Raw genomic sequence first — 25,410 nt, 5'->3', positions numbered from 1 at the left:
ATTTATTTCTTCTGACTTACTGCTGGCAAAATTACTCAAAAGATAAAGTCTACCATTAGTACCATGCCTAACCACTGCCTATGCAAAAATCTACTATTAGCCGACGTACTTTTTTAAACCGCCTTTCTGTTCTGGCTGGCTCCACTTACCCTGCTATGGTTGCTATGGGTATGATTCCTAAGGCGCCTAACTATCCCTTCCAACTGGAAGGCAGAGCCAATGGCACTAAAGTAATTATTCTGGGAGCAGGCCTGGCCGGTATGACATCCGCCTACGAAATGAACAAATTAGGCTACGACTGTACCATACTGGAAGCCAGAAACCGACCTGGCGGACGTGTATGGACAGTTAGAGGGGGGACAGAAGAAACAGAAGAAGGAGGAGAAGCACAATCCTGCAAATTTGATGAGGGGCAGTACCTCAACGCAGGGGCAGCAAGAATACCTCACCACCATGAGATTACTATGCACTACTGCCGCGAAATGGGTATTCCCTTACAGATTTTTAATAATGTAAATGAGAATGCCTACCTCTATAGCGAGGGCAAAGGCCCATTATCTAACAAGCCTATCCGCATCCGGGAGGTGAAGTATGACATGCAGGGTTATATCTGCGAACTACTTAATAAAGCTATCAATCAGGATGCCTTGGATATGCCTATGACACAGGAGGATAAGGCCAAGCTGATAGAGTTTTTGCGCGTTGAGGGTGATCTGGACCCAGACGACTTGCTTTATAAGGGAGGTAGCAGAAGAGGCTACAAAGAAGCTCCTGGTGCTGGTGAACAGCCTGGAGTTGCTGCCGACGCTTACGAACTGATGGACTTGATAAAGTCTGGATTTATAGACCCCGCCATGTCTAACTTACCTGTTTATACTCACGATCTGCAAATGACACTTTTTGAGCCAGTAGGAGGCATGGACAGACTACCCTACGCCCTGGCAGAAAAGGTAAAGCAGGATATACAGTACGAGAGTATCGTACAGGAGATTAGAAAAGAAGAAAATGGGGTTCGCATCGTATATACCGCCGGAGGTAAAACAAAAGAGCTCAAAGGTGACTATTGTATCTGCACCATACCCCTTCCGGTACTCTCCAATATTAAGAATGACCTTTCATCTAACGTACAACGTGCTTGTGACTTTGTAGATTATAAGAAAGCCTGCAAAATTGGTTTACAGTTTAAGCGTCGTTTCTGGGAAGAAGACGAAAACATCTTTGGCGGGCTTTCGCGAACTAATACTACTATTACACAGATTATGTACCCCAACTACAACTATCTGGGACAGAAAGGGGTGCTTAAAGGCTTTTATAATTTTAGTGAGAAAGCAGAGTATACGGGCAAGCTCAGCCTGAAAGAAAGAGAAAAGCTTGCTCTGGAAGAAGGTAGCAAGCTACATCCTCAGTACGCCAAAGAATTTGAAAATTCTTTCTCCCTGGCATGGCATAAAATACCTTATAGCAAAGGAGGATGGGCAGAGTATAACGAAGCCAGTCGCCAGCGCTTTTACCCAGACTTGCTCAAAGCAGACGGAAATATCTATCTGGCAGGAGAACATACTACCTATCATACGGCGTGGATGGCAGGAGCTTTTGAATCAGCTCGCCGCACTGTGGCTAACATTCATGCAAGAGTTACTGAAGGTCAGGTACAACACTCTATTAAGCAATAACTTGTAAAATTTTATTCTGAATAAACAAAATTAATCAAAATATATAATTGTTATTTTAATTTTTACGTATATTTATTAACACCTTTCAACCAAACGCTATCCGCTATGTCAACATCAATGAATAGAAGAAACTGGCTTAAATCTAGTGCAATGCTTGCCGGAGGTCTGGGCTTAGCCCCTGCCCTTAAGTGGAACACTGCTGAAGCTGCCAATGCCATAGCCGCGCAACTTTATGCTATGCCCAAGGAGCAGGTAGGAGAAATGGTTATGGCCCGCCCACAATTAAAAGCCCGTCTTCTGGCCAACGAAAACCCATTTGGGCCCTGCAAAAAAGCAAGAGAGGCCCTCATTGGTGAAATTGACGGAAGCTTTAGATATGGGTTTGAAAAGAAAGCAGAATTTGCAGAGCTACTTGCCCAGGACTATAAGCTTACAGAGGTTGAAGAAAGAGGCAGGGGAAAACGCTACACTCAAGTTTTATTGGGTGCAGGTTCTACCGAGTTGCTTATGGCTGCTTCTATAGTGTACGGACAAAATGGAGGTCGCATCCTTTCAGCAGACCCTACCTATATGTCATTGATACGTTCAGCACAGAATGTAGGCGCTGAGTGGGATACAGTACCACTTACAAAAGATTATAAGCATGATCTCAATGCCCTGGCTGATGCTGTTTCTGAGGAGCACAGCATGGTATATATTTGTAACCCTAACAATCCTACCGGTACCTCTGTAGACCCTGATGAGCTTAGAGCTTTTTGTAAAGAAGTATCAAAGAAGAAACCTATTTTTATTGATGAGGCCTATATTGACTATACTCCAGACCCTGAGAAATATTCTATGGCTGATCTGGTAGCTGAAGGCTACAATGTGATTGTAACCCGTACCTTCTCTAAATTGCATGCTTTTGCTGGTCTGAGAATAGGATATACCCTTGCTCAGCCCGATGTTATTGCAGAAATGTCTAAGTACACGAATGGAGATGGTAATATTTCTTCACCCTCCATAGCTGCTGCTATAGAAACGTATAAAGACAAAGAGTACCACGCTTATGCCAAAGAAATGAACGAAAAGTCTAAGCAGTTTCTTTATAAAACTTTGGAAAATGCTGGTTATGAGTACATCCCTTCAGACACAAACTTTGTACTTTTTCCGGTACGATTAGATAGCAACCGCTTCAGAAGTGAGATGATGAAAAGAGGTGTTGGGGTAAGAAGTTGGAGTTTCAGTAATCAGGAATGGTGCAGAGTAAGTATAGGCACCATGCAGGATATGGAATACTTTGCAGAAGCCTTTAACGAGATTTCATAAGATCTTCTTCATATCAGTCTAACATACTGGTGCAAAAAAGCTCGTCTGGTTTCAGGCGGGCTTTTTATTTATCTGCCTAGCCTTTACTTTTGTGCCAAACCTGAAGTACTTTGGACTACGCATCACTATCACAACCCTTAGCACTAAGCACCGGCAGCATTCTGGCTTTACTGGTGATGATGTTGCCTTTTTTAAGCTTTTTACTCCTGATCTCTTTTGGTAGGGGTAGGGAAACCTGGGCATGGCTGGGTACCGGTATACAGTTAAGTGCCGCCGTGGCTTCTGCCATTATTTTTAGCCAGGTATGGTTTGGCGATACAATACATGCCAGAGCAGTCTGGTTTCAGCTGTCTACAGAAAGCTTCCGCTACCCCTTTACTCTTGGCTTGCTAATAGACAAAGTAGCGGCTCTGATGATGCTGGTAGTGACGGTCGTTTCTTTACTGGTGCATCTGTATTCTATAGAATATATGCGAGGAGAAAAGCACTACACACGCTATTTCGCATATCTTGGTCTTTTCACATTTGCTATGCTAGGCGTAGTACTCATGGATAATCTGCTTCTTATTTTCGTATTCTGGGAGCTGGTAGGGGTATCTTCTTATGCGCTTATTAGTTTCTGGAACGAGCGTCCCGCCGCCCTTCAGGCAGGTAGCAAAGCATTTATCATGAACCGTATTGGGGATGCAGGTTTTCTGGTCGGTATCATGATTCTGTGGTCGCAGTTTGGTACATTAGATCTTAAAGTACTGGAGCATTTGATGCAGCAATCCGTACTCACTAAAGATGGCTACTGGCTGAGTTACTTCCGCATTGGGGGACAAATTTTTGAAAACTCAGCTCCGGCACACTGGCTCACCCTGGCTGGTATTGGACTATTCTGCGGCACCGTCGGAAAATCGGCACAATTTCCTCTAAAGACCTGGTTGCCAGATGCCATGCAGGGCCCTACACCTGCCTCTGCACTTATTCATGCAGCTACTATGGTTGCCGCTGGAGTGTATCTGCTAGCCAGAGTATATGTATTACTTGATGGAACAGCACTTACAGTTATCGCTTTTGTAGGCGCTATTACTGCATTTATGGCCGCCGTTGCTGCATTAAGCCAACACGACATCAAACGGGTTCTGGCATTTTCTACCATCTCACAGCTAGGCTATATGGTAATGGGCATGGGCATAGGCGCTTATGATGCCTCCCTTTTTCACCTGGTAACCCATGCTGCCTTTAAAGCCTGCCTGTTTTTAGCAGCTGGTTCTGTTATTCATGCTTTACATGCGGTAGAGCACCATGGTCATGATCATACTTACGACCCACAGGATATGCGAACTATGGGAGGCCTTCGCAAACAATTGCCCTATACATTTGCCGCATACCTTATTGCATCTTTAGCACTGGCAGGTGTACCATTATTTTCAGGCTTTTTGTCTAAAGACGCTATACTAGCCGGCACCCTTGCCTGGACAGACAAAATCGCTACTGCCTCTTTCAGCTTCTATTATATTGTGCCTGCTTTAGCATTTTTCACCACTTTTTTAACAGCCCTGTACATGGGCCGACAAATTTTACTGGTGTTTTTTGGAGAGTTTAGAGCAGCAAAAAAACATACTAGCCTGCATGGTGCTCAGCAGTTTATAAAAGAGTCACCCAGCCTTATGCTGATACCCTTAATTATACTATCCGTATTTTCTATTAGCTTCGTGTATTCACTCAACCCTTTGGATGGAGGAGCGAGCTGGCTAACTCAGAATTTGCTGGTACCTATTACTGCTGTTCCTGGAGACTATAACTATCTGGTAGAAATTATTTCGCTAAAGGACGACTGGCACGGATTTGCTTCATTACTGGCACTTGGGCTGGTAATCTTTGGAATAGGACTGGCTTTCTTGCTCTATCGCCCAAAGGGTAAGTTTGTCAACGCTTATGCCAACGCCAGTCAGGGAAAAGGCCTGGCCGCCATCTCATTTCACAACTGGTATCTGGATTATCTGTATAGAAATATAATCATTACCCCAAGCATTCACTTTAGTACGTTAGTACATCACTTTGACCAGAAAGTGGTTAATGGATTGGTTGATCTTATGGGCGTAGCTCAGGTGGTTTTAGCGCATCTGCTAAGCTGGTTTGATCGCTATATTATTGATGGCATAGTAACGTTATTTTCCAAAATTGCTGTTTTCATTGGCTGGCTAGCCCGCCCGGCACAGCAGGGTAAAATTCAGACTTACTTTATCGTAAGCTTGTTAGCATTCATTGCTTTTATCTACTATCTGATCTTATGACGCATGGAATAAAGCTTAGTATTGGTAATTACCACTTTACTAGTGAGGCGCTAAAAAAAGTTGACTCAGTAGCAGAACTGAATAATTATGATAAGCTTTCAAGCTATGCACAACAGAGCCTGGAGTTTTGCCAGAAGTGGTTAAACGGACAAAAAGAGTTTAGAATTCACACTTCTGGCTCCACCGGAACTCCCAAAGAAATTCTGATTACCCGAGAGCAGATGACAGCCAGTGCCCATGCTACTGCCCATGCTCTTAGTTTACAGCCGGGAGATACAGCATTAGTTTGCCTCAATACTGAGTATATTGCCGGAAAAATGATGTTGGTTCGTGGATTAGAGATAGGAATCCACCTCGTCATTGTTCCCCCCTCATCTATGCCTCTGGCAAGCATACAAACACCTATTGATTTTTGCGCTCTGGTTCCCCTACAGCTAAACCATATGCTGGAAACCGAAAACCAGAATTTACTCAAAAAACTTAACCTGATGAGAGCTATCATTGTAGGAGGGGCCGCGGTTAGTTTTCAGTTGGAGCAACGCATACAGCAACATTTAAGCGCGCCAGTATACAGTACTTATGGAATGACTGAAACAGTCTCTCACATTGCTCTTAAGCGGCTAAATGGCGAGTATGCCAGCGATACCTTTCGCCTGCTACCAGGCGTAGAGGTAAGGCAAGACGAACGCCACTGCCTTTCTATTAGGGGAACGGTTAGTCAGAAACAGTGGATTCAAACTAATGATATTGTTGAACTGCTTGATAAGCAACATTTTCGCTGGTTGGGCAGGGCAGATCATGTCATAAATAGCGGAGGAGTAAAAATCTATGCTGAGCAGTTGGAGGCACGCCTTCAGCCAATAATTTATGAACAGGGTTTTGCTGAGCAATACTTTGTCGCCCCTATGCCTGATGAAAAACTTGGCGAAAAGCTCTGTCTTATTCTTCAGAGAAAAACGCCACTAAGCAAGCCACAAACCGAAAGCCTGTATAAGTGGATGAGAGAAAATTTACATCCTTACCAAATTCCAAAAGAAGTATTTTACGTCGCAGAATTTAGCAGTACACCTACCGGAAAAGTACAAAGAGCCTCTACGCTTGCTCGTTTAAAAAGGCTTTAGCATTAAATTTCGGCGTACATTTAGCCACAATTTTGCTTGTTCATTTGCTAAGGATTGAAAAAAAGTTAAATTCCTAAATAGAATTGCTTAAGCATAAAGTGGCAGGTACTACTACCTGCTATGATAGACTGACCCTCCAACCCTATGGATTTTGATAGAAAGACTGCCCTGAAAACTAACCTTCGTATTAGTAAAGGTTTTGATTTATCATCTATAGTAGCCGATATTGAGAGCATAAAAAATTCTATTTGCAACTCCTGTAGTTCAGCTCCTGAAATACATACGCATAAAGAGTGGCATTATATTGCCGAAAAGTATGCTTTCCTGGGTTTTCTTATTAATGGCAACATTATTTTGTATTGGGTAAAAGGGGAAGTGAAGAAGAAAGATGTAGCCGAAGTGTTTGAAAGAATGAAAGTTATAGCAGCGGCCGCAGATCAATCTCAACCTTTATATCAGATACTTGACCTTTCGCATATTACCACTTTTTCGCTTTCTGCCCGCAAAGCTTACGAAAATGTGAATGCCGCGCTCTTCCACTACTGGCAGCAAAGCTTTTATGTGATGTCTGGTTTTGGTAATACAATTTTTAAGCTTTACTCTGCACTTAGCCCTGAGTTTCTTAAAAATGCCACTCTTACAAAATCATTAAATATTGCTGTCAACTTGTGCCTCCAAGAAAGAAACACTTACCCTCAACAACAAGAAAATAAGCACAGCTTTGACCCTACCACTGCCAGTCATGAAGATTTGCTAAAAGCCTACCAGCAACTAAGCGAAAAGCATGAAGCCTTAAGCCAAAGTCATAAAAATATTGCCCAGCAACTACTTAAAGAAATTGGAAAGATTACCTGGGAAGGTGACTTTGTGCCTAAAGAAATTGAACATAACTTTATCAGTGACTTTGATAATGTTTTTGGAGCCCTTAACCTTCTGCAGTATGATTTACAGGAGATATTTAATCGGCAAAAACAGCTTAATACTTTACTGGAAAAAGAAGTAGCTACCCGAACTTACCAGCTCAGTTCTGTCATAGAAAACACATCGGAGATGATTCTTTCCGTAGATAAAAACTGGCGTGTTCAGGTAATTAATTCAGCGTTTAGAAACTACTTTAGAAGAGTGTACAATACCCACCTCCAGAGTGGCGACTTCTTACTTGCCAAATATCCTAAGCACACCAGAAATACATGGCAGTCAAGGTTCCTGAGCGCCTTTGAAGGACAAATCTATAGCGAGCAGATTACTGAAACGGTAGATAATGAGGAACGCTATTTACAGCTTACCTTCAATCCTATTCATGAAGCATATGGCGTAGTTAAAGAAGTGTCACTCTTTGTACAGGATATTACCAGCCTGAAAAAAGCTGAAGAAAAAGCTAAAGAATATGAAAACAACCTGCTAAATGCACTAAAGATAGCCAAAGCAGGAAGTTGGGAGTTTGATTTAAAGAGTGGAAAAATAAAAATTGGTGTTGAAGGTCTGCACTTACTGGGCTATCAGGCCGAGCAGGAGATGATCGTCAGTTTTGAGGAATTTACAGAGCAATTTTTACCAGCAGAAGACACAAAAATGCTTCAGGAAAGATTTGCCATTGCCCGCGAAAATATAGGCAACCCAGACTTCTATGATCAGTTTCCGTATCGCCTTTACAATAATAAAAGGAAGCTACTACAGTTTATGCTCTACTCTCGATTTAAGTCCAACGAGCCTACTGTTATCTTTGGTATTTCTCAGGATATAACCGCACAAAAAGAATCTGAAGAGAAGCTCTTGCAACAAAATGCAGCTCTAAAAAAGGTAAATAGCGAACTAGACCAGTTTGTATACAGCGTATCCCATGACCTTAGAGCCCCTCTCTCTTCAGTGCTTGGCCTGATTAATATTGCACGACAGGAAGAAGATATGAGTACAGTTATGCACTATCTGGATTTACAGGAGAAAAGCATACTCAAACTTGATGTCTTTATCCGAGAAATTATGGACCTGTCCAGAAACGCCAGGCTTTCCCTACAAAAAGACAAAATTATCTTTAAAGAGTTGGTAGATGAAGTTTTTGAAGAGCAGCAATACGATCAGTCTACTGCCCGTATAGAAAAAATGTTTCGTATTCAGCAGAATGAAGACTTCTACTCCGATACTAAAAGGATAAGAGTTATTCTGAGAAATCTGATTTCCAATGCATTAAGATATGCTAACCTTAATCAGGAAAATCCATATGTTATTGTTGATGTGCAGGTAAGCCACAAGGTGGCTATTTTAGAAATTGAAGATAATGGAGTAGGTATAAGTGAAGAGCACCAGCCACACATCTACGAGATGTTTTACAGAGCTAACCAGAGCAAAAGCGGAAGCGGGCTTGGGCTATACATCGTTAAAGAAACAATTGACAAACTTAACGGTACTGTAGAGCTATCTTCTGAGCTAGGAAAAATGACAAAGTTTAAAGTTAACCTACCTTCATTAGCCTAATGTGGGCAAAAAAGCTAAATTAATTGGATCTTATGCTCAATCAGTATTAATGGCAAATTTTAGCTTACTTCGTTACTTTACATCACCTTATCAAAGCGACACGCTATATCATAGAGAAAAAGTTAAAGTACTTGTTGGCTCTTGTTTGCTCATTATGCCTTCCATTACTATTGGGCTTGTAATCCACCTTCTGGACCAGAAGCCATTAACCGTATTACTGGCAGATATTACATTCTTTTTATCTGCTGCTCTGGGGCTTTATTTTGTAAAGGTAAAAAGGCCTACTACCGCTGGAAATTTGTTACTCGGCAGTCTGATCCTGCTTACCTTCACTCATAGTATACTTACTGATTACCTATACGAACACGAGCTTACCTTCTATAGAATTACTGAAACTACACTACTGCTTATTCTGGCACTGCTAACAGTAGTCTTTTTAATGCAAAAGTTCTATCAGGTTATATCTATAGCTATTTTTGGGCTGGTAATCATCTCATTGCATTATGTGGTAGTTACCCTAAAGACCGGGGTAGCCCCTCTGGCCATTCATCCTTTGTCCATACTAATTGGTTATTTGCTCGTATTCGGAGTCTGCTGCATCATCTCTTATTACATGCTGTATTCTTTTACCCATCTGATCCGTAAAGTGGAAGAAGAGTCTCAGAAGGTAAAAAAATATAATACTGAGCTGGAAGAGAGAGTAGCTGAGCGAACAGAGGCCCTGGAATCTCAAAATCAGACGATGAAGAAGATCAACAATGAGTTGGATCGTTTTGTCTACCGCGCCAGTCATGATCTTAGGGCACCTCTTACCTCTATTCTTGGCCTGATACAACTGGCACGACTGGAGGATAATTTAGATAAAGTAAGAGACTACCTTAGCCTGAAAGAAAAAAGCGTAAAAAAACTAGACCATTTTATTCAGGAGATTGTACACATAAGCAAAAATGCGCGCACAGAAGTAGCACATGCTAAGATTGATTTTAAAGCTATGATTGAAGATGTGCTGGATCATCTGAGCTATATGGAAAACGCTCCTTTAATAGAGCAGCAAATAGAAGTTAGCCAGCAGAACTCTTTTTTCTCTGACAGCCACAGACTCAGGGTAATATTAAACAATTTGTTATCTAATGCAATTCGTTACGCTGCTCCTCATCGTCGCTCTTCTTATATTAAAATATCTGTACATATAGATGAGGCTATGGCTAGTATTGAAATTGAAGACAATGGTTTGGGGATTGCAGAAGCATACCTTCACAAAGTATTTGATATGTTTTTTCGTGCCAACCAGGACAGTACAGGCTCTGGATTGGGTCTTTATATCGTAAAAGAGACATTAGAAAAACTTCGGGGAGATATTAGCGTTGTGTCTACATTAGGAAAAGGCACTATATTTACGGTCGTATTACCCAACAAGATTCCATGTCACTTATTAAAAACCGTATCAAGCAGTTAGAAATTAAGTTTGCGACTTTGGTCGCTCCCCCACCCTATAGTCATGAGTACCGACTACAGATAGATTTTAACCCTGCCGGGCTTCAAATAGATTTTCAGATCAATTATACTGAACGTGAACAGCTTTCTGAAGAAGAAATTCTGGAAGAAGGCTTTACTTTGGAAGACGATTTTACGTGGAAAGGCAAACTCCCCAAGGCCTGGAAGCCTGCACTTATAGATATGCTGGCGCAAACCAATACCCTTCGTACTAAACAAGCTCCGGACAGCCAAAACCTTATAGAGTTACTTGTAAAATATGACGAATCCGACCCGCAGGAAGGTATACCTGAAAACGCTGAAAACTGGGAGTACTTTATACAGGAGGTAATACAGGCTATTTATGAATTAGGGCAAAAAGAACGTCCATTAGAAATACGTTACGTCGTTAAAGACAAGAAGACAACTCAAACCATAAGAGTAGACCCTAAATTTAGCCACAGAAGCCTGAAGGTTACCAAAGAACAGAACGGCAGAAAAGAAGTACGTAGCCTGGAGTGGGAAGAACTTATGCCACTGCTACAAGCGGTGTATCTACCTGATTATAATCCAGAAAAAGCTAAAGAAAAGCTACCTAACAAGCCAGGCAAATATATTGATCATGGCGAAGGACTCTGGTACGAAATGGGTCAGGCAGTGAGCAACCCCAGTAAGAAGGTAGATGCTATTGGCAGGTTGCATACGCTGCTATTAAGCTACTTCAACTAACCATTAACGCGATTCTTTGAGGAGCTTCACTTCTCGTTGCAGCTCTTTTACTGCAGTAGTAAGCTGAGCCATATCCATAGCAGTATAATCTGCTTGCGGCTTGTACTGGTATGGGTCTTCGTCCGAAATAAATAATACAACCTCCCAGGCTTCTACTTCTTTGCCCATTACTGGCAATTTAATTCGGTCGTAGGCTTTGTGGTTAGCCTCTAGCAGTAGGTAACCCGATTTTTCTATATGGTTATAAACTCTACGAAAGAGCACTCCCTCAGTTCGGGTAACTAAGACATGAGGCTTACCATCTTGTAAGCGTTGTATTCCTTCGCACAGGCGTCCCACAACAATAGCTCCTTTAGAAACAGGAGACATGGCCTCATCTGCAACTTCAAAAGCACGATACTGAGCCTGCCCGGCAGGCAAAAGAAGAGAAAGCTCTAACAGATTGTTAAGGTAATCGGGCTCAACAGCATGGTAGAAATACTGCTTAAAGTCCTTTTCGGGGACCAAAGGAACCTGTTGTATGAATTTTTTCTCTTTAGTGGTTGTAAATTCAATTTTGCGGGGAGGCAGATATGGCCTTGCAGAGGACTCCTGCCCTTCCTGCCGGTATGGGTTAGCACTTAAATTTTCTACTGTATGGTTTATAGAGGGGGTAAATTGAGTAGCAGCTAACGCAGACTCCTGTCTTTCAGGCTTTGGAATGTCTGTGCTCAAGCTGTGTAGAGCTTCCTGCCTTACCTCTCTTTTTATTTGCCGATGAGCTGCTTTCTCCTGAAGTGGTTTACTTAATGTTTCAGAAACTAACTGATCTACCGATACGTTGAATATCTCGGCTGCTTTTACCAGCACTTCCAGCCTAGGGTTAGCTCTGGCCTCTTCGTAAGCTCCCAACAAGGACCTTTTGATACCCAGCTTCTGGGCCATTTGTTCTTGTGTGAACTGGTACTTTCTCCTGAGGTAACGGATGTTTTGGCTCGCCGTATTCAAGGCAGTTGAGTTTAATTAGCAATTAGCTAAAATACTTAGTAAGTATACAAAAAGTTTCGCTTTCTACCTGAAAATGAGTGATAACAATAATAAAACAAAGACCACAGCAAAGGAAAAGGCCAGAAAAAGGGAAAGCCTCTCATTAAAAGAACGCTTTCAGGCACTTCGTCACCTACCGGCTTTTTTTAAACTGATATGGCAGGTTAGCCCTCAAATGTTTGCTGCCAATGTTTTTTTAAGAGTGGTAAGAGCCGCTATTCCGGTAACCACCCTCTACATTGGCAAGCTAATAATTGATGAAGTAGTACGCATTACCCAAAGTAGCAATTCAGAAGACCTTACACTACTATTTACATACATAGGCCTGGAGCTTCTGTTAGCTATAGTATCGGATGCCATCAACCGGGCTACTGTGCTTCTGGATAGTCTTCTGGGAGATAAGTTTGCTAACGAATCGTCAGTACGACTAATGCGTCATGCTGGCTCTCTTGATCTGGCCCAGTTTGAAGACGCTGATTTTTATGACAAACTGGAGCGGGCTCGCCGCCAGACCGTACGCCGCACTACTTTAATGACGCAGGTATTGAGTCAGTTTCAAAGTATTATTACTATTGGATTTCTGGCTGCGGGACTAGTAGCCTTTAACCCCTGGCTAATTTTACTAATTTTAGTAGCAGTTGTTCCGGCATTTTTAGGAGAGTCGCACTTCAACGAACGTAGCTATTCGCTCAACACACAATGGACACCTGAGCGGCGAGAACTAGACTATTTTCGCTTTATTGGTGCCAGTGATGAGACTGCCAAAGAAGTCAAAATTTTTGGTTTGTCAGACTTTCTGGTTGATCATTTTAGCCAACTGGCCGATAAATATTATCAGGCTAACCAAAAGGTTGCTATCTCTCGTGCGCGCTGGGGTAGTGTTTTTGCAAGCATTGGCAGTGCTGGTTATTATGCTGCTTATGTTATGATTATCCTGCAAACGGTAAATGGTCAATTAAGCATTGGTGACCTTACCTTTTTAGCAGGATCTTTTGCTAGGCTTAGAAGCTTGCTGGAAAACGTACTGAATCAATTCTCAAGTATGGCAGAAGGAGCCCTTTACCTACAAGACTTTTTCGATTTCTTTGAGATGCGTCCATTAATTGCATCAGGCCCAAAAGCTTTGCCAGTACCTCAGCCAATACGGCAGGGCTTCACTTTTGAAAATGTAGGCTTTCATTACCCTAACACCGATATTTGGGCTGTCCGTCACCTTAGTTTCACCTTACATGCTGGAGAAAAATTAGCTTTGGTAGGCGAAAATGGTGCAGGAAAAACAACGATCATTAAGTTACTCACTCGCCTGTACGACCCCAGTGAAGGGCGTATACTACTCGACGGAAAAGACCTGCGAGAGTATAGCCCAGAGCAGCTGCGGGAAGCTATAGGAGTAATCTTCCAAGATTTCGTAAGATATCAGATGAATGCCTCCACCAATATAGCCGTTGGCAAAATTGAAGAAAGGATGAATTACGCCAAGCTGGATGACGCGGCTTACCGAGGTATGGCCGATCAGGTCATCCGCAAACTACCTCAAGGCTACGATCAAATGATTGGCAGACGCTTTGCGGAAGGGGTAAATTTATCGGGAGGAGAATGGCAGAAAATAGCAATCAGTCGTGCTTACATGCGGGATGCTCAGCTTCTGGTATTGGACGAACCTACCGCAGCTTTAGATGCTCGTGCGGAGTATGAGGTATTTCGCCGCTTTGCTGATCTTACAGAGGGAAAAAGTGCCGTACTCATTTCGCACCGCTTCTCTACGGTTCGCATGGCAGACCGTATATTAGTACTGGAAAAAGGGCAACTTTTAGAGATAGGCACGCATGAAGAGTTGGTAATGAAGGGAGGCAAATATGCTGAGCTTTTTGATTTGCAGGCGCAAGGGTACCGTTAAAGAATTTCCCAACAAGGTCTTGCATCATAAAATATATATTTCGTACATTTGCAGCTCATTTAGGACAGACCTTCACAATGAAGGAAAGCTTAAAGGTCTCGTAGCTCAACTGGATAGAGCAACTGCCTTCTAAGCAGTAGGTTCCAGGTTCGAGTCCTGGCGGGATCACTTGATAATCAGCCACTTACGATCAAAATTGTGAGTGGCTTTTTCTTTTTCACCAACAATTTCACCAACATTTTTGGTTTATAACTCTTCACTCACCCTATTCATAAAAGAAATATAGGGCTGTAAATCTTTTCAATTACATAACAACTTCTATGACCAATAAAAACACCTTCTCATAGGCTGCAATGTTCTGAAAAAGATCAGATGTGAAAGTCCGAATTAATTCTTATTGGACAGAAATTAAGTCATAAAACTATACCAGAGTAAGGTACTCTTTTTGTTCTGTCTATTTGATTTACCTTGCCTATGTTTATTTAAGGGTTATGAAACTCATTACCTGGAATACGGCTGGTCGCAAAAAGAAATTACCTTTCCAATTTGAAGCTATTCTTACGCATAAACGAGATTATGTCGCATTACAAGAAATAAAGGCCTCTACTCATGATCTATGGTGTAGAGTATTAGAGAAAGAAGGTTATCATGTGATCTCTACAATTCATTACTATGATCCTGAACTTCTTAAATCTAGGAACAACTTTGTGATGATTGCTGCCAATGAAGAAATTTATCCTACAGACTAAGCCAAATTGATCTGGCCTGAGAAGACATTGACTGTGTGTGTGCAAGCCTATGGCAACCTTGAAATAACTACCACTCACATTTCACCCGGAGCCTCCAATGGGTAGATAAAAATTGAGACCTCTGAGGGTGCTCATCATCATCTGGCCTATTTTTCGGAGACACCTGCTATTCTTTGTGGAGACTTCAACTCTCCCCAAAATGAACTTTGGGATGGTACACTGGTCACCTGGGGACAAAAAATTCGTAAGGATGGAAGTATCCGCCTTGGTAGGTGCAGAGAGCAGAGAAGCCGGTGGCATGATGGTGAATATTGCTTGCTGAAAGGACTAGAGCCCTATGGTTATGTGGACAACTACCGAACTGTTCAGGGATACAACGCACAAGTTCATAGCTAGCATGTAGGACACAGTAATAAAGTGGGAAGAAGGTTTGACCATATTCTATCTAAAAACCTCAATGTAGTAAACTGTTACTATGACCATAATGTGCGAACAAACAAGCTTAGTGATCACTCAATGATGATCAGCATATGGGAATAAGCTTCTATGTCTTAAAATACACCCTCCCAGTAAAATATAGAGAGTAAAAGCTTGAATCCATTAATATTAATTAAAATTAACGGTTGAGCATGTGCCTACAATTTACTTGTTCATCTAACTGACCGATTTAAGTTTCCATATATTCATAAGAAAACTTTACCTAGTTAGGAATATCAGTTTTACCTGGACTTTTCATCCCAATTTCTTTACTATATTGAAATCCTTATTTGCTTGTATTAATTAAAGTGTTACTACTTATACTTAAGAATAATAAGCAAGCTATTAAAGAGGTAGATTGCATTGATACATTATCCTATTCTTGCATAGATTATGATAATTGTAAATGAATTCACTCAATTTATCTTGTCATGTTTTGAAAGGTTGAAGCAGTAATTAACACTGAATTTTATTCTTCTATGTCAAAAACAAAACTAACACTCTCTCAACTAGAACAATACCTCTCAAAAGCAGCATGGATACTTAAAGGTCCAGTAGATGCATCCGACTTTAAAGTATACATATTCCCTCTCCTTTTTTTTAAAAGAATCTCAGATACTTACGATGAAGAATATAGACAAGCTTTAGAAGAATCTGGTGGAGATGAGGAATATGCTTCTCTACCTGAGTTTCACAGATTTGAGATCCCCGAAGGTTGTCACTGGAAAGATGTAAGAGAGACTACTACCAATGTAGGGTTAGCTATTGAAAAAGCCCTAAGAGGTATAGAGCAGGCTAACCAAGAGTACTTATATGATATTTTTGGTGACGCTCAGTGGAGTAACAAAAATAAGCTTTCAGATCGCCTTCTTACTGATCTAATTGAGCATTTCTCTCAATATACTTTATCTAATGAACTGGTTGACCCTGATATTTTAGGCCAGGCTTATGAGTATCTGATTAAACATTTTGCGGATCTCACTAACAAAAAAGCAGGTGAGTTTTATACTCCTCGCCCTGTGGTTCACCTTATGGGCCTTATCCTAGATCCCAAAGAAGGTGAAACCATCTACGATCCGGCTTGCGGTACCGGAGGAATGCTCCTGGAATGTGTGGACCACCTAAAAGACACTCATCAGGATTACCGCACACTTAAGCTATATGGTCAGGAGAAGAACCTTACCTCCAGCTCTATTGCCAGAATGAATATGTTTCTTCATGGGGTTGAGGATTTCTTTATAGAGAGAGGTGATACACTGAGAAATCCAGTATTTTTTGAGGCTGATGGTTTGAAAACTTTTGACTGTGTGATTGCTAACCCTCCATTCTCACTTGGTAATTGGGGAGCGGAGAATTGGGCCAATGATCCATTTGGAAGAAACATAGCCGGTGTACCCCCTCAGGGTAATGCTGATATGGCTTGGGTACAGCATATGATCAAATCCATGAATGAGAGCGGAAGAATGACAGTAGTACTTCCTCATGGTGCACTATTCCGAAAAGGGGCAGAAGGCAAAATACGAAAGGCCTTATTAGAAGATGATTTGTTAGAAGCTGTGATCGGTATCGGACCTAATATTTTCTACGGCACACAGCTAGCCGCTTGTATTATGGTCTTCAAAAAGCAAAAAGAAGCAGCTAAAAAAGATAAAATACTATTTATTGATGCTGCTGATCAGATTAGAGTGGGAAGAGCTCAGAATTTCCTGGAGTCGCAACACGTAAAACAGATTTATGAATGGTATTCAGCATTTGAGGATGTAGAAAATCATGTAAAAGTAGCCTCTCTAGAAGATATCATAGAAAATGACTTCAATCTCAATATTCCTCTGTATGTAGAAAAAATCATTGAAGATGATTTACCCACTGTAGAAGAAGCCTTAGCTGACCTAAAAGAGGCATGGAACGAGAGCTTGAAAGCAGAAGATAAATTTAAATCAGTACTTCAAAAATTCTTAAGTTAAAAGTTGTAAGATGGCTATTGAAAAGAAGATTAAGGAGATTTTAACATCAATTGACAATGGTGAGTATACTATCCCTGAGTTTCAGAGAGGGTATGTTTGGAATAGCACTCAAGTAAAAGAGTTTTTTAGGTCTCTTTATTTAGAGTATCCTTCAGGGTCATTCCTGATCTGGAAAACGAAGGAACCTTCTAAAATACGAGGAGATAAACCTGATACTAATTCTATTTACCATCAACTTATTCTTGATGGGCAACAAAGGCTCACTACCATTTATACCATTTTCAAGGGCAAAACACCTTCCTGGTATGAAGGGGTATCTCTGCGTACGGACCTATATTTCAATCTGGAGACTGAAGAGTTTGAATACTACATGCCTCGGAAGATGGAAAACAACCAAGAATGGATACACGTATCTGATTTTTTGCGTAAAGGAGGTGTATCTGCATTTCTTGATAATCTTCATAAGCTTGAAGATTCCCAGAAGTCCTATTATACGAATAAGTTAAGTACTATTAATCGTCTTGGCCGCATTGAGGAATATGGGTATTATATTAAGGAAATTGATGAAGACCAACTTGAGAAGGTTGTTGAGATATTTAACCTTGTTAATAAAACCGGTACAACGCTCAGTGAATCGGATCTCGCCTTAGCCATCATTACTTCTAATTGGCCCCAGGTAAAAGAACGGTTTAGAGAAGTAATAGAGGAGTACAAAACTTATAATTACGACTTTAGCTTCAGGTTCCTGACCAGATGTATCAATATCTTAACTACCGGCAGAGGAAAATACACTTCTGAAATTGCAGATGTCACCCAGGAGCAATTTGAGGAAGCATGGCCTAAACTCAAAAAACTGCTTTCGTATCTCATTAATGTTCTAAGGGATAGTGCATACATTGACTCTTCTGATAGTTACAGTTCATTCTATGTACTGTATGTATTAATCTACTATCTATCTCGCAAAGATTTAAAGTTTGAAAGTGCAGAGGAAGCCAATAAGGCTATTTTCTGGCTTTTCATGGCATTGCTCTGGGGGCGTTTTAGTGGATCTTCTGAATCCTATCTGGAGAAGGACATCAACATTATTAAAGAAACAGATTCCTTAGATGCACTGATCAAAGAGATGCAGCTTTACCGGGGCACCAACCTCTATCTGAGAACAGAAGACCTGGCTTATCAAGGAGTTAGAAGTAGGATCTATAATATTTTTTATAGCGCCATTAGAGCTCAAAATGCCAAAGACTGGACCAATCCTGCTTTGAGTCTTTACTCAAAAAGTATAGGCTATAATAATAAGCTTCAACGCCATCATATATTCCCTAAAGCCTTTCTTTATAAAAAATACAATTCTAAAAACTCTGTTCATAAGGCCCTGATCAATGAGATTGCCAATATTGCTTTCATTACTCAGCAGTCTAACATTGAAATTTTGGATACCGACCCAGCGGAATATCTACCCAAGATTGATGCTGAGCAGTTAAGGAAACAGTTTGTGCCTACTAATACAGAGCTGTATGATATTGATCAATACGAAACCTTCCTGGAGGAACGTAGGAAAAAAATATGTGAGGGCATCAATAAATTCTTGAAGTCTTATCATGAAACCAAGAAGGAGAATGTAGTACCTGAAGACCTTCAGCACTACGATAAGGAGGTAGAAAATCTGGAAATTGCGATGAGGAACCTAATTGCGATGAAACTGGAAAATACCGCTGAAATAAATGCCTATGAAGAATTTATTCCTATACACATTCGTGAAAAGTCTGAGGGACGAATTAATAACTGGCTGAGAAAAAATCCTGGAGAGGATAAAAAGCAATTTGATGCCTTACGGAGAAAATTAGACTTTTTTGATCTACAGGAATATAAAGATGTAATGCTAGCTAAGGGAGTATGGCCTTTATTTGAAGAGAACTTTGGTAGCAAAGGAATGATCATGACACGCTTCAGTCAGTTGGGAGAGTTAAGGAATAGCATAAGACATAGCAGGGATATTACTGAAGCTACCCTGAAAGATGGGGAGGCCGCTATTGCATGGTTTCATTCTATCTTAAGACCTTTTATTGAACAAAATTTGATGATGGCTGAGCCTGAATAAGAAGTAAATTCTAACAAGCAGATTCAGAAAAAATACTTAATGAGTATCTTTGATTCTAAAAAAGGGGTTCTGATCCTCTCTGATTGCCTGGCAGTAATGGAACGATTAGAAGACAAGTCAATTGATTTGGTCTATCTTGACCCTCCTTGGAATACAACGTCTAGTTGTGTTTTTATTAACTCTTCTAATATGATCTCTGATCAGGATCAAAGCCAAGTAAGCGAGGATTATGATGAATTTATTTATAAAGTATTACAACAAGCTCAGCGTTTGCTAAAGCAAAATGGTAACTTAATATTACATTCTATACCTGAATTAAATATCAATTTTCATAATTTACTAGGGGCTGTTTTTGGGGACAACAATTTCAGTGCTGAATTTATTATACCACGAAATAGAACTGCTCGTACTGTTAATTCTTTTACTCATGATCATGAGACAGTGATCTGTTATCGTGTATCAGATTCCTCAAAATTTTTCCCCTTAGTAGAAAGAAGTCAGCAAGAAATTGAAAAGCTTTTCCCTTTAGAGGAAAATGATAGAAGATTTAGGATTCAACCATTGGTTATCTCTTCTGATAGACCAGCTCTAAATTACAACTGGAAAGGCTTTGATCTTCCTCCTGGAAATGTATGGCGTTTTTCTCAACAAAAAATGGATTCTTTGGAACAAGAAGGAAGAATATATTTTGAGAAAGATATGCGCTTACCAAGACTAAAAGTCTATGTCGACGATAATAATAAATCCATTGTTAGCACCATTTGGGATGATATCATTCCTTATCATAAAAAAGGACTTTATGCTAGCGAACAATCTGAAGAACTACTGAATAGAATTGTCAAATTATTTTCAGAAGTAGGGGATATTATCTTAGATCCCTTCGCTGGTTCTGGAACTTCGGGTGCTTCAGCCTTAAATAACAAGAGGAAGTGGATTGGTATTGAAGTAAATCCAGATGCCATTGATATTTTGAAAAGTAAATTAGATTTTAAAAAAATTGATCTATTACCGAACGAGCAGTTACTCGAGCTTGATGTTATTTGGGATTTATATCTCCCATTCAAAGCATCTGAAACTGAGGTTTTGGTCCAAAAAATTGAAAAAGGAGAAAATCAGCGTGTAGAGTTTAAGGAATCCTATATCTATAATGATTGGTTAAACAAAAAAGACACCTCTATTCCTGATAAGGTCATGAAGGAAATCGCTGCATTTTTAAACTCTAATTATGGAGGCTCAATCTTAATCGGTGTTCATGACAATGGTAATATAAGAGGCTTAAAACATGATATTGAAGTTATTGATACAAAAAAGAAATCTGTTGATGGACTTGAGCTTGCAATTACTAATAAGATAAAGGATACCTTTGGTGGGGTAGTAATTGATCTAATAAGCATTCATTTTTATAATATTAGTAATAAAGATCTTTGTGAGATCAGAATATTACCATCCGAAAAACTAATCTTTTTGGACAAGGAATTTTATATCAGGAATGGAACCCAAGCATCAACCCTAAAACCTAAAGAGTTTTTTGATTTGATGCTTTCTAGAAAAAGAATACTATGACCCAGGCAGAATTAGAAAAATATCTCTGGGGGGCCGCTATTGCCCTGCGAGGCACCATAGATGCCGGAGATTATAAGCAATACATCTTCCCCCTACTCTTTTTTAAGCGTATCTGTGATGTATATGATGAGGAGTTTGAACAGGCGATGCAGGAAAGTGGCGGAGACCTGGAGTATGCCTCTTTTGAAGAGAACCACCGCTTCCAGATACCCAAAGGGGCTCACTGGAATGATGTACGGGAAACTACCGTAAATGTAGGTATGGCTATTCAGGAAGCGATGCGAGGCATTGAGAAGGCCAACCCGGAAACATTATACGGAATTTTTGGAGATGCCAGTTGGACCAATAAAAACCGCCTTTCGGATGAAACGCTCACCAATCTGATTGAGCACTTCTCTCAGCATAAGCTCAACCTGGCCAATGTACCGGATGATCAGCTGGGCAATGCTTATGAGTACCTGATTAAGGAGTTTGCTGATGATAGCGGACACACCGCAGCTGAGTTTTACACCAACCGTACTGTAGTAAAGCTCATGACCATGATCATGAACCCGCAGCCGGGAGAGAGTGTATATGATCCTACCTGTGGCTCAGGGGGCCTTCTGCTCAACTGTGCGCTACATTTGAAGGAAGAATGTAAGGAATACCGCACGCTAAAGCTTTATGGACAAGAGATTAACCTTCTCACCTCAGCCATTGCCCGTATGAATATGTTTTTGCACGGCATAGAGGAGTTTCAGGTGGTAAGGGGAGATACGCTTACGCATCCGGCCTTTCTGGAACATGATACTTTGAAAAAGTTTAATGTGATTTTGGCCAATCCCCCCTACTCCATCAAAGCCTGGGACCGTAAGAGTTTTGAGCAGGACCCTTACGGCAGAAATATCTGGGGTACGCCACCGCAGGGTTGCGCTGATTATGCTTTCCAGCAGCATATACAGAAGAGTCTGGATCAGCATAATGGAAGGTCTATCTCTTTATGGCCTCACGGCATTTTGTTCAGGGATTCAGAAGCCGCTATGCGCCGGAAGATGATTGAAGAAGATCTGGTAGAATGTGTCATTGGCCTGGGACCAAACCTCTTTTACAACTCTCCTATGGAAGCCTGTTTACTGATTACCAAAACCAATAAAGAAGAGCATAAAAAGGGTAAAATTTTATTCATTAATGCAGTAAATGAAGTTAGGCAGGATAAAACAATGGGTTTCTTAGAGAAGGTCCATGTTGATAAAATCTTCAAAGCTTATCAGGATTTTACCGAAAAAAATAATTTTGCTGCTTTAGTTGCTACTAATGAAGTACTAAAGGAGAAAAACGGTAATATGGCTATCAATTTGTATGTTCGCCCAGTCCAGCACAACCCTGATTCTTCTGAAGATTTTGAAGTAATTTATGACAAGTGGGAAAAATCTTCTGATGAATTGAAGTCAAAAATGAACGAACTCTTTCAAATACTTGAAAATTAATGGAAGCAGTACTGAGCAAAAGCCTAAGTTTAGATAAATCAACCTGGCAAAAAGTAAAGTTTGGAGAGGTGGTAAGTGAACCCAGGGAAACGATGAAGGATATGCATGCCGAAGGCATTGCACATGTAGTAGGTCTTGAGCACATTGACCCTGAAGATATACACCTTAGAAGAGCTGCCAGTATTGAAGACAGTACTACTTTTACAAAAAAGTTTAGAAAGGGAGATATCTTATTTGGACGAAGAAGAGCTTATCTCAAAAAAGCAGCACAGGCAAACTTTGATGGCATTTGTTCTGGTGATATTACCGTCATGCGGGCTAAAGAAGGACTTTTGCCTAAACTACTTCCATTTGTAGTAAATAATGACAAGTTTTTTGATTATGCCGTGAAGCATTCTGCTGGAGGACTCTCCCCCAGAGTGAAATTTCGTGATCTCGCCAACTACGAATTCCTCCTCCCTCCCAAAGAGCAGCAAGCCCCTCTAGCCGAACTCCTCTGGGCTATGGATGAGGTGATTGAGAAAGATCTATATCTTTTTGATCTAGTTAGCCTAAATAAAAAGGCGCTTTTTAAAAACGCGCTTTATTATAATGCTGAGGAAATAGATGAATTCTTTGGTAAGCTATCCTCTAAATTTGCTGTAAAGAAAATTGGTTCTCTAATTACTACCCTTCAGTACGGGATATCTGAATCTCTTTCTGAAATTGGGCAGGTTCCTATCTTAAGAATGAATAATCTCCAAGAAGGAAAATTAGATCTAACTGATATAAAATTCTATACCCCTGTCAACGGTGAGCTTGATAATTTTATCTTAGAGAAAGGAGACATTCTTTTTAATAGAACAAATAGTTATGACTTAGTAGGGAAAGTAAGTCTGTTTGATGAAGATGATATTTACTCTTTTGCTTCTTATTTAATTAGAATTAAAGTTGATCAAACAAAGTTAGACCCAAGGTATCTTAACTTCTATATGAATAGTGCTATCGGTATTGCAAAAATACGGAAGTACAGAACTCCCGGTGTAAGCCAAAGCAACATTAATGCTCAAAATATCAAAAGAATCAATATCCCCGTACCAGACGTTTCTTTCCAAAAAATGCTTATGGATAAGATTGATAAATTTGAGAAATCAGCAAAAGAATTAAATTTAAAAATAGAATCCGCCAAAGCACTCCAAAAAAGCCTTATTAATCAAATCTTTTAAAGCATGCCGGGCGAAGTTCCAGATATCATAAGGCTTTACAGGCTGATACATTATCAGAACTTGCCTCATATTCTGGAGCATGGGCTATATACCCGGAAAAGCCCTCATTTTGATCCCAATTATGTAGAAATTGGTGATTCTGACCTTATTAGAAAACGCACTGAATATCCTATCAAGATATCTGGATATGGGAATGTAGGGGATTACATCCCCTTTTATTTTGGTACGCTTTCTCCTATGCTGCTTAATATTATAAGTGGGCATAGAGGCATCAAAAAGCTTCCTCAGGAAGATATTATTTATCTCCGTACTACCTTAGATCAAATAGAAGCCTGCCAATGCACTTATGTATTCACAGATGGTCATGCTAAAAAAGAGTTGACTCAATTCTATACAGACAAAGCCGATTTGGATAAGGTTGACTGGAATATTGTGTATAGAAAAGTATGGAAGAACACAGCAGATGACCGGGACAGAATGAGGCGAAAGCAAGCGGAATTTTTAGTAAAAGATCATGTACCTCTTCAATGTATCACCCATATTATTACCTATACTGAAGATAAAGCAGAGTGGGTGAAACAGGAAGTAAACAAATATGGTTTGGAAATTGAGGTACTTGTAAACCCAAATGAAATGTTTTATTATTAACCCATGATCCACTATACCCAAGGTAACCTTTTAGACGCCCCTACTGAGGCACTTGTGAATACCGTTAATACGATGGGTATAATGGGAAAGGGTATTGCCTTGCAGTTTAAGGAAGCTTTTCCAGAGAATTTTCGGGTATACAAAAAAGCCTGTGAGCAGAAAGAATTAGTACCCGGTAAACTGCTGTGGGTAAAAGAGCTCACCCCCCTGGGGGAGAAGTGGATCGTAAACTTCCCTACCAAAACCGTTTACTACCGCAAATCTAGCTACAAATATGTAGAGGAGGGGCTAAAAACCCTGGCTTCTGATCTCAAAGCTAACAACATTAAGAGCATTGCCATTCCTCCCTTAGGTTGTGGCAATGGCGGCTTGCATTGGGATAAAGTAAAAGCGATGATAGAACAATATCTCGCTCCTTTGGATACGGAAGTACTGGTATTTGAGCCTAATCCTAACATCAAAGCACAATTAAGAAAAGATTCTCCGGCAAAGGAAGTTAAACTCACTCCTGCCAGGGCTATGCTGCTTTTTACCATGTTCCAGTACGAACGTTTAGGTGAGGAGACTAGTCTATTTGTAGCCAATAAACTGGCCTATTTTTTACAGCGAATGGGTGAGCAGCAACTGAATAAATTAGATTTTGCTCCCAGCTTTTATGGCCCCTACTCCCCTGCGGTAGGACATGTGCTTTATCACCTTAATGGTAAATACATACAGGGTATGGAGCAGAAAAACGCCAAACCTTTTGAGCCTCTTCTGCTTAATTACGAGCTCTTTGAGGAAGTAAAGCAGTATGTTCACTCCAAGCTCAGCAATGAGCAATATAATCGTCTTCAGGACCTACTGAAGCTCATAGATGGCTTTGAGTCAGCGTTCTCACTGGAATTGCTTGCCTCTGTAGATTTCTTGCTAAAGGACCACCCACAAGCCTCCGTAGAAGAACTCCTTCCACAAATAGCAGAATGGTCAGACCGCAAGACCAAGATGTTCAAAAAAGAATACGTAGAAATAGCGTATCAACACCTTAAGCAGTACCAAAGCGAGAAGGCTTTTATGGCTTAATCCTGTTAGCCTTTCATTTCCTCTCCCTACTTTTAGGTAATAATCTCAAAAAGATTACTTTCCCTCACAAAAATCATTACTTTTTCTTCAAAAAGTAATATACTTATATCCCAGTTTGGATTAAGTATAATGACCTGTGTGCCACAAGTATTTCTACTAGTCTTAGAAGGAGGCACATAAATTTACTCATTCATTGA

The 25,410-nt window shown here is 40.5% G+C and carries 17 protein-coding genes and 1 tRNA gene; 17 read left to right on the top strand and 1 reads right to left on the bottom strand.

What is annotated here, in order from left to right; all coding sequences use genetic code 11:
- The first annotated feature begins 80 nt into the window (after positions 1 to 80).
- The 7 genes from PZB74_RS10820 (at position 81) to PZB74_RS10790 (ending at position 11,058) form a co-directional block, all read left to right on the top strand.
- Complete coding sequence (locus PZB74_RS10820) at positions 81 to 1,673, top strand: flavin monoamine oxidase family protein (protein WP_302242630.1); 1,593 nt, start codon at positions 81 to 83, stop codon at positions 1,671 to 1,673.
- Between the two features lie 105 nt (positions 1,674 to 1,778).
- Positions 1,779 to 2,981 (top strand): pyridoxal phosphate-dependent aminotransferase, encoded by a 1,203-nt coding sequence (locus tag PZB74_RS10815; RefSeq protein WP_302242629.1) that lies wholly within the window; start codon positions 1,779 to 1,781, stop codon positions 2,979 to 2,981.
- A 110-nt stretch (positions 2,982 to 3,091) separates the two neighbouring features.
- Positions 3,092 to 5,263, top strand: coding sequence for an NADH-quinone oxidoreductase subunit L (nuoL, locus tag PZB74_RS10810; protein WP_302242628.1), 2,172 nt, complete (start codon positions 3,092 to 3,094; stop codon positions 5,261 to 5,263).
- On the top strand, positions 5,260 to 6,384 hold the full coding sequence (locus PZB74_RS10805; protein WP_302242627.1) for an AMP-binding protein: 1,125 nt from the start codon (positions 5,260 to 5,262) through the stop codon (positions 6,382 to 6,384). The genes nuoL and PZB74_RS10805 overlap by 4 nt, the downstream gene beginning before the upstream one ends.
- Before the next feature lie 144 nt (positions 6,385 to 6,528).
- Complete coding sequence (locus PZB74_RS10800) at positions 6,529 to 8,856, top strand: sensor histidine kinase (RefSeq protein ID WP_302242626.1); 2,328 nt, start codon at positions 6,529 to 6,531, stop codon at positions 8,854 to 8,856.
- 49 nt (positions 8,857 to 8,905) lie between these two features.
- Positions 8,906 to 10,312, top strand: coding sequence for a sensor histidine kinase (locus tag PZB74_RS10795; protein WP_302242625.1), 1,407 nt, complete (start codon positions 8,906 to 8,908; stop codon positions 10,310 to 10,312).
- On the top strand, positions 10,279 to 11,058 hold the full coding sequence (locus tag PZB74_RS10790; protein WP_302242624.1) for a hypothetical protein: 780 nt from the start codon (positions 10,279 to 10,281) through the stop codon (positions 11,056 to 11,058). The genes PZB74_RS10795 and PZB74_RS10790 overlap by 34 nt, the downstream gene beginning before the upstream one ends.
- Before the next feature lie 3 nt (positions 11,059 to 11,061).
- Here PZB74_RS10790 and PZB74_RS10785 read toward each other — a convergent pair whose 3' ends face one another.
- Positions 11,062 to 12,045, bottom strand: a complete 984-nt coding sequence (locus PZB74_RS10785; protein ID WP_302242623.1) for a helix-turn-helix domain-containing protein — start codon at positions 12,043 to 12,045, stop codon at positions 11,062 to 11,064.
- Positions 12,046 to 12,118: 73 nt separating this feature from the next.
- Here PZB74_RS10785 and PZB74_RS10780 point away from each other — a divergent pair, with 73 nt between their 5' ends.
- The 10 genes from PZB74_RS10780 (at position 12,119) to darG (ending at position 25,213) form a co-directional block, all read left to right on the top strand.
- Positions 12,119 to 13,981 carry an ABC transporter ATP-binding protein gene (locus tag PZB74_RS10780; RefSeq protein WP_302242622.1) on the top strand — a complete coding sequence of 621 codons (1,863 nt, stop codon included), beginning with the start codon at positions 12,119 to 12,121 and terminating at the stop codon, positions 13,979 to 13,981.
- 94 nt (positions 13,982 to 14,075) lie between these two features.
- Positions 14,076 to 14,149 (top strand) — tRNA-Arg (locus PZB74_RS10775).
- A 323-nt stretch (positions 14,150 to 14,472) separates the two neighbouring features.
- Positions 14,473 to 14,730, top strand: a complete 258-nt coding sequence (locus PZB74_RS10770; RefSeq protein WP_302242621.1) for an exonuclease/endonuclease/phosphatase family protein — start codon at positions 14,473 to 14,475, stop codon at positions 14,728 to 14,730.
- A gap of 956 nt (positions 14,731 to 15,686) precedes the next feature.
- Positions 15,687 to 17,171, top strand: coding sequence for a type I restriction-modification system subunit M (locus PZB74_RS10765; protein ID WP_302242620.1), 1,485 nt, complete (start codon positions 15,687 to 15,689; stop codon positions 17,169 to 17,171).
- A 10-nt stretch (positions 17,172 to 17,181) separates the two neighbouring features.
- Positions 17,182 to 19,269: a GmrSD restriction endonuclease domain-containing protein gene (locus tag PZB74_RS10760; protein ID WP_302242619.1), complete on the top strand. Its 2,088-nt coding sequence runs from the start codon at positions 17,182 to 17,184 to the stop codon at positions 19,267 to 19,269.
- A 39-nt stretch (positions 19,270 to 19,308) separates the two neighbouring features.
- Positions 19,309 to 20,832, top strand: a complete 1,524-nt coding sequence (locus tag PZB74_RS10755) for a DNA methyltransferase (protein WP_302242618.1) — start codon at positions 19,309 to 19,311, stop codon at positions 20,830 to 20,832.
- The gene (locus PZB74_RS10750) at positions 20,829 to 22,298 is read left to right on the top strand and encodes a type I restriction-modification system subunit M (protein ID WP_302242617.1); all 1,470 of its coding nucleotides are present in this window, start codon (positions 20,829 to 20,831) and stop codon (positions 22,296 to 22,298) included. The genes PZB74_RS10755 and PZB74_RS10750 overlap by 4 nt, the downstream gene beginning before the upstream one ends.
- A 92-nt stretch (positions 22,299 to 22,390) precedes the next feature.
- Positions 22,391 to 23,503, top strand: a complete 1,113-nt coding sequence (locus PZB74_RS10745; protein WP_302242616.1) for a restriction endonuclease subunit S — start codon at positions 22,391 to 22,393, stop codon at positions 23,501 to 23,503.
- A 3-nt stretch (positions 23,504 to 23,506) separates the two neighbouring features.
- Positions 23,507 to 24,151, top strand: coding sequence for a type II toxin-antitoxin system toxin DNA ADP-ribosyl transferase DarT (gene darT / locus PZB74_RS10740; protein WP_302242614.1), 645 nt, complete (start codon positions 23,507 to 23,509; stop codon positions 24,149 to 24,151).
- 3 nt (positions 24,152 to 24,154) lie between these two features.
- Positions 24,155 to 25,213: a type II toxin-antitoxin system antitoxin DNA ADP-ribosyl glycohydrolase DarG gene (gene darG, locus PZB74_RS10735; RefSeq protein ID WP_302242612.1), complete on the top strand. Its 1,059-nt coding sequence runs from the start codon at positions 24,155 to 24,157 to the stop codon at positions 25,211 to 25,213.
- Positions 25,214 to 25,410 lie beyond the last annotated feature (197 nt).

Origin of the sequence: Porifericola rhodea, from assembly GCF_030506305.1 — a bacterium.
Taxonomy (GTDB): domain Bacteria; phylum Bacteroidota; class Bacteroidia; order Cytophagales; family Cyclobacteriaceae; genus Catalinimonas; species Catalinimonas rhodea.
The sequence above is the reverse complement of the archived record's forward strand: the minus strand, read 5'-3'. Positions and strand labels throughout refer to the sequence as shown.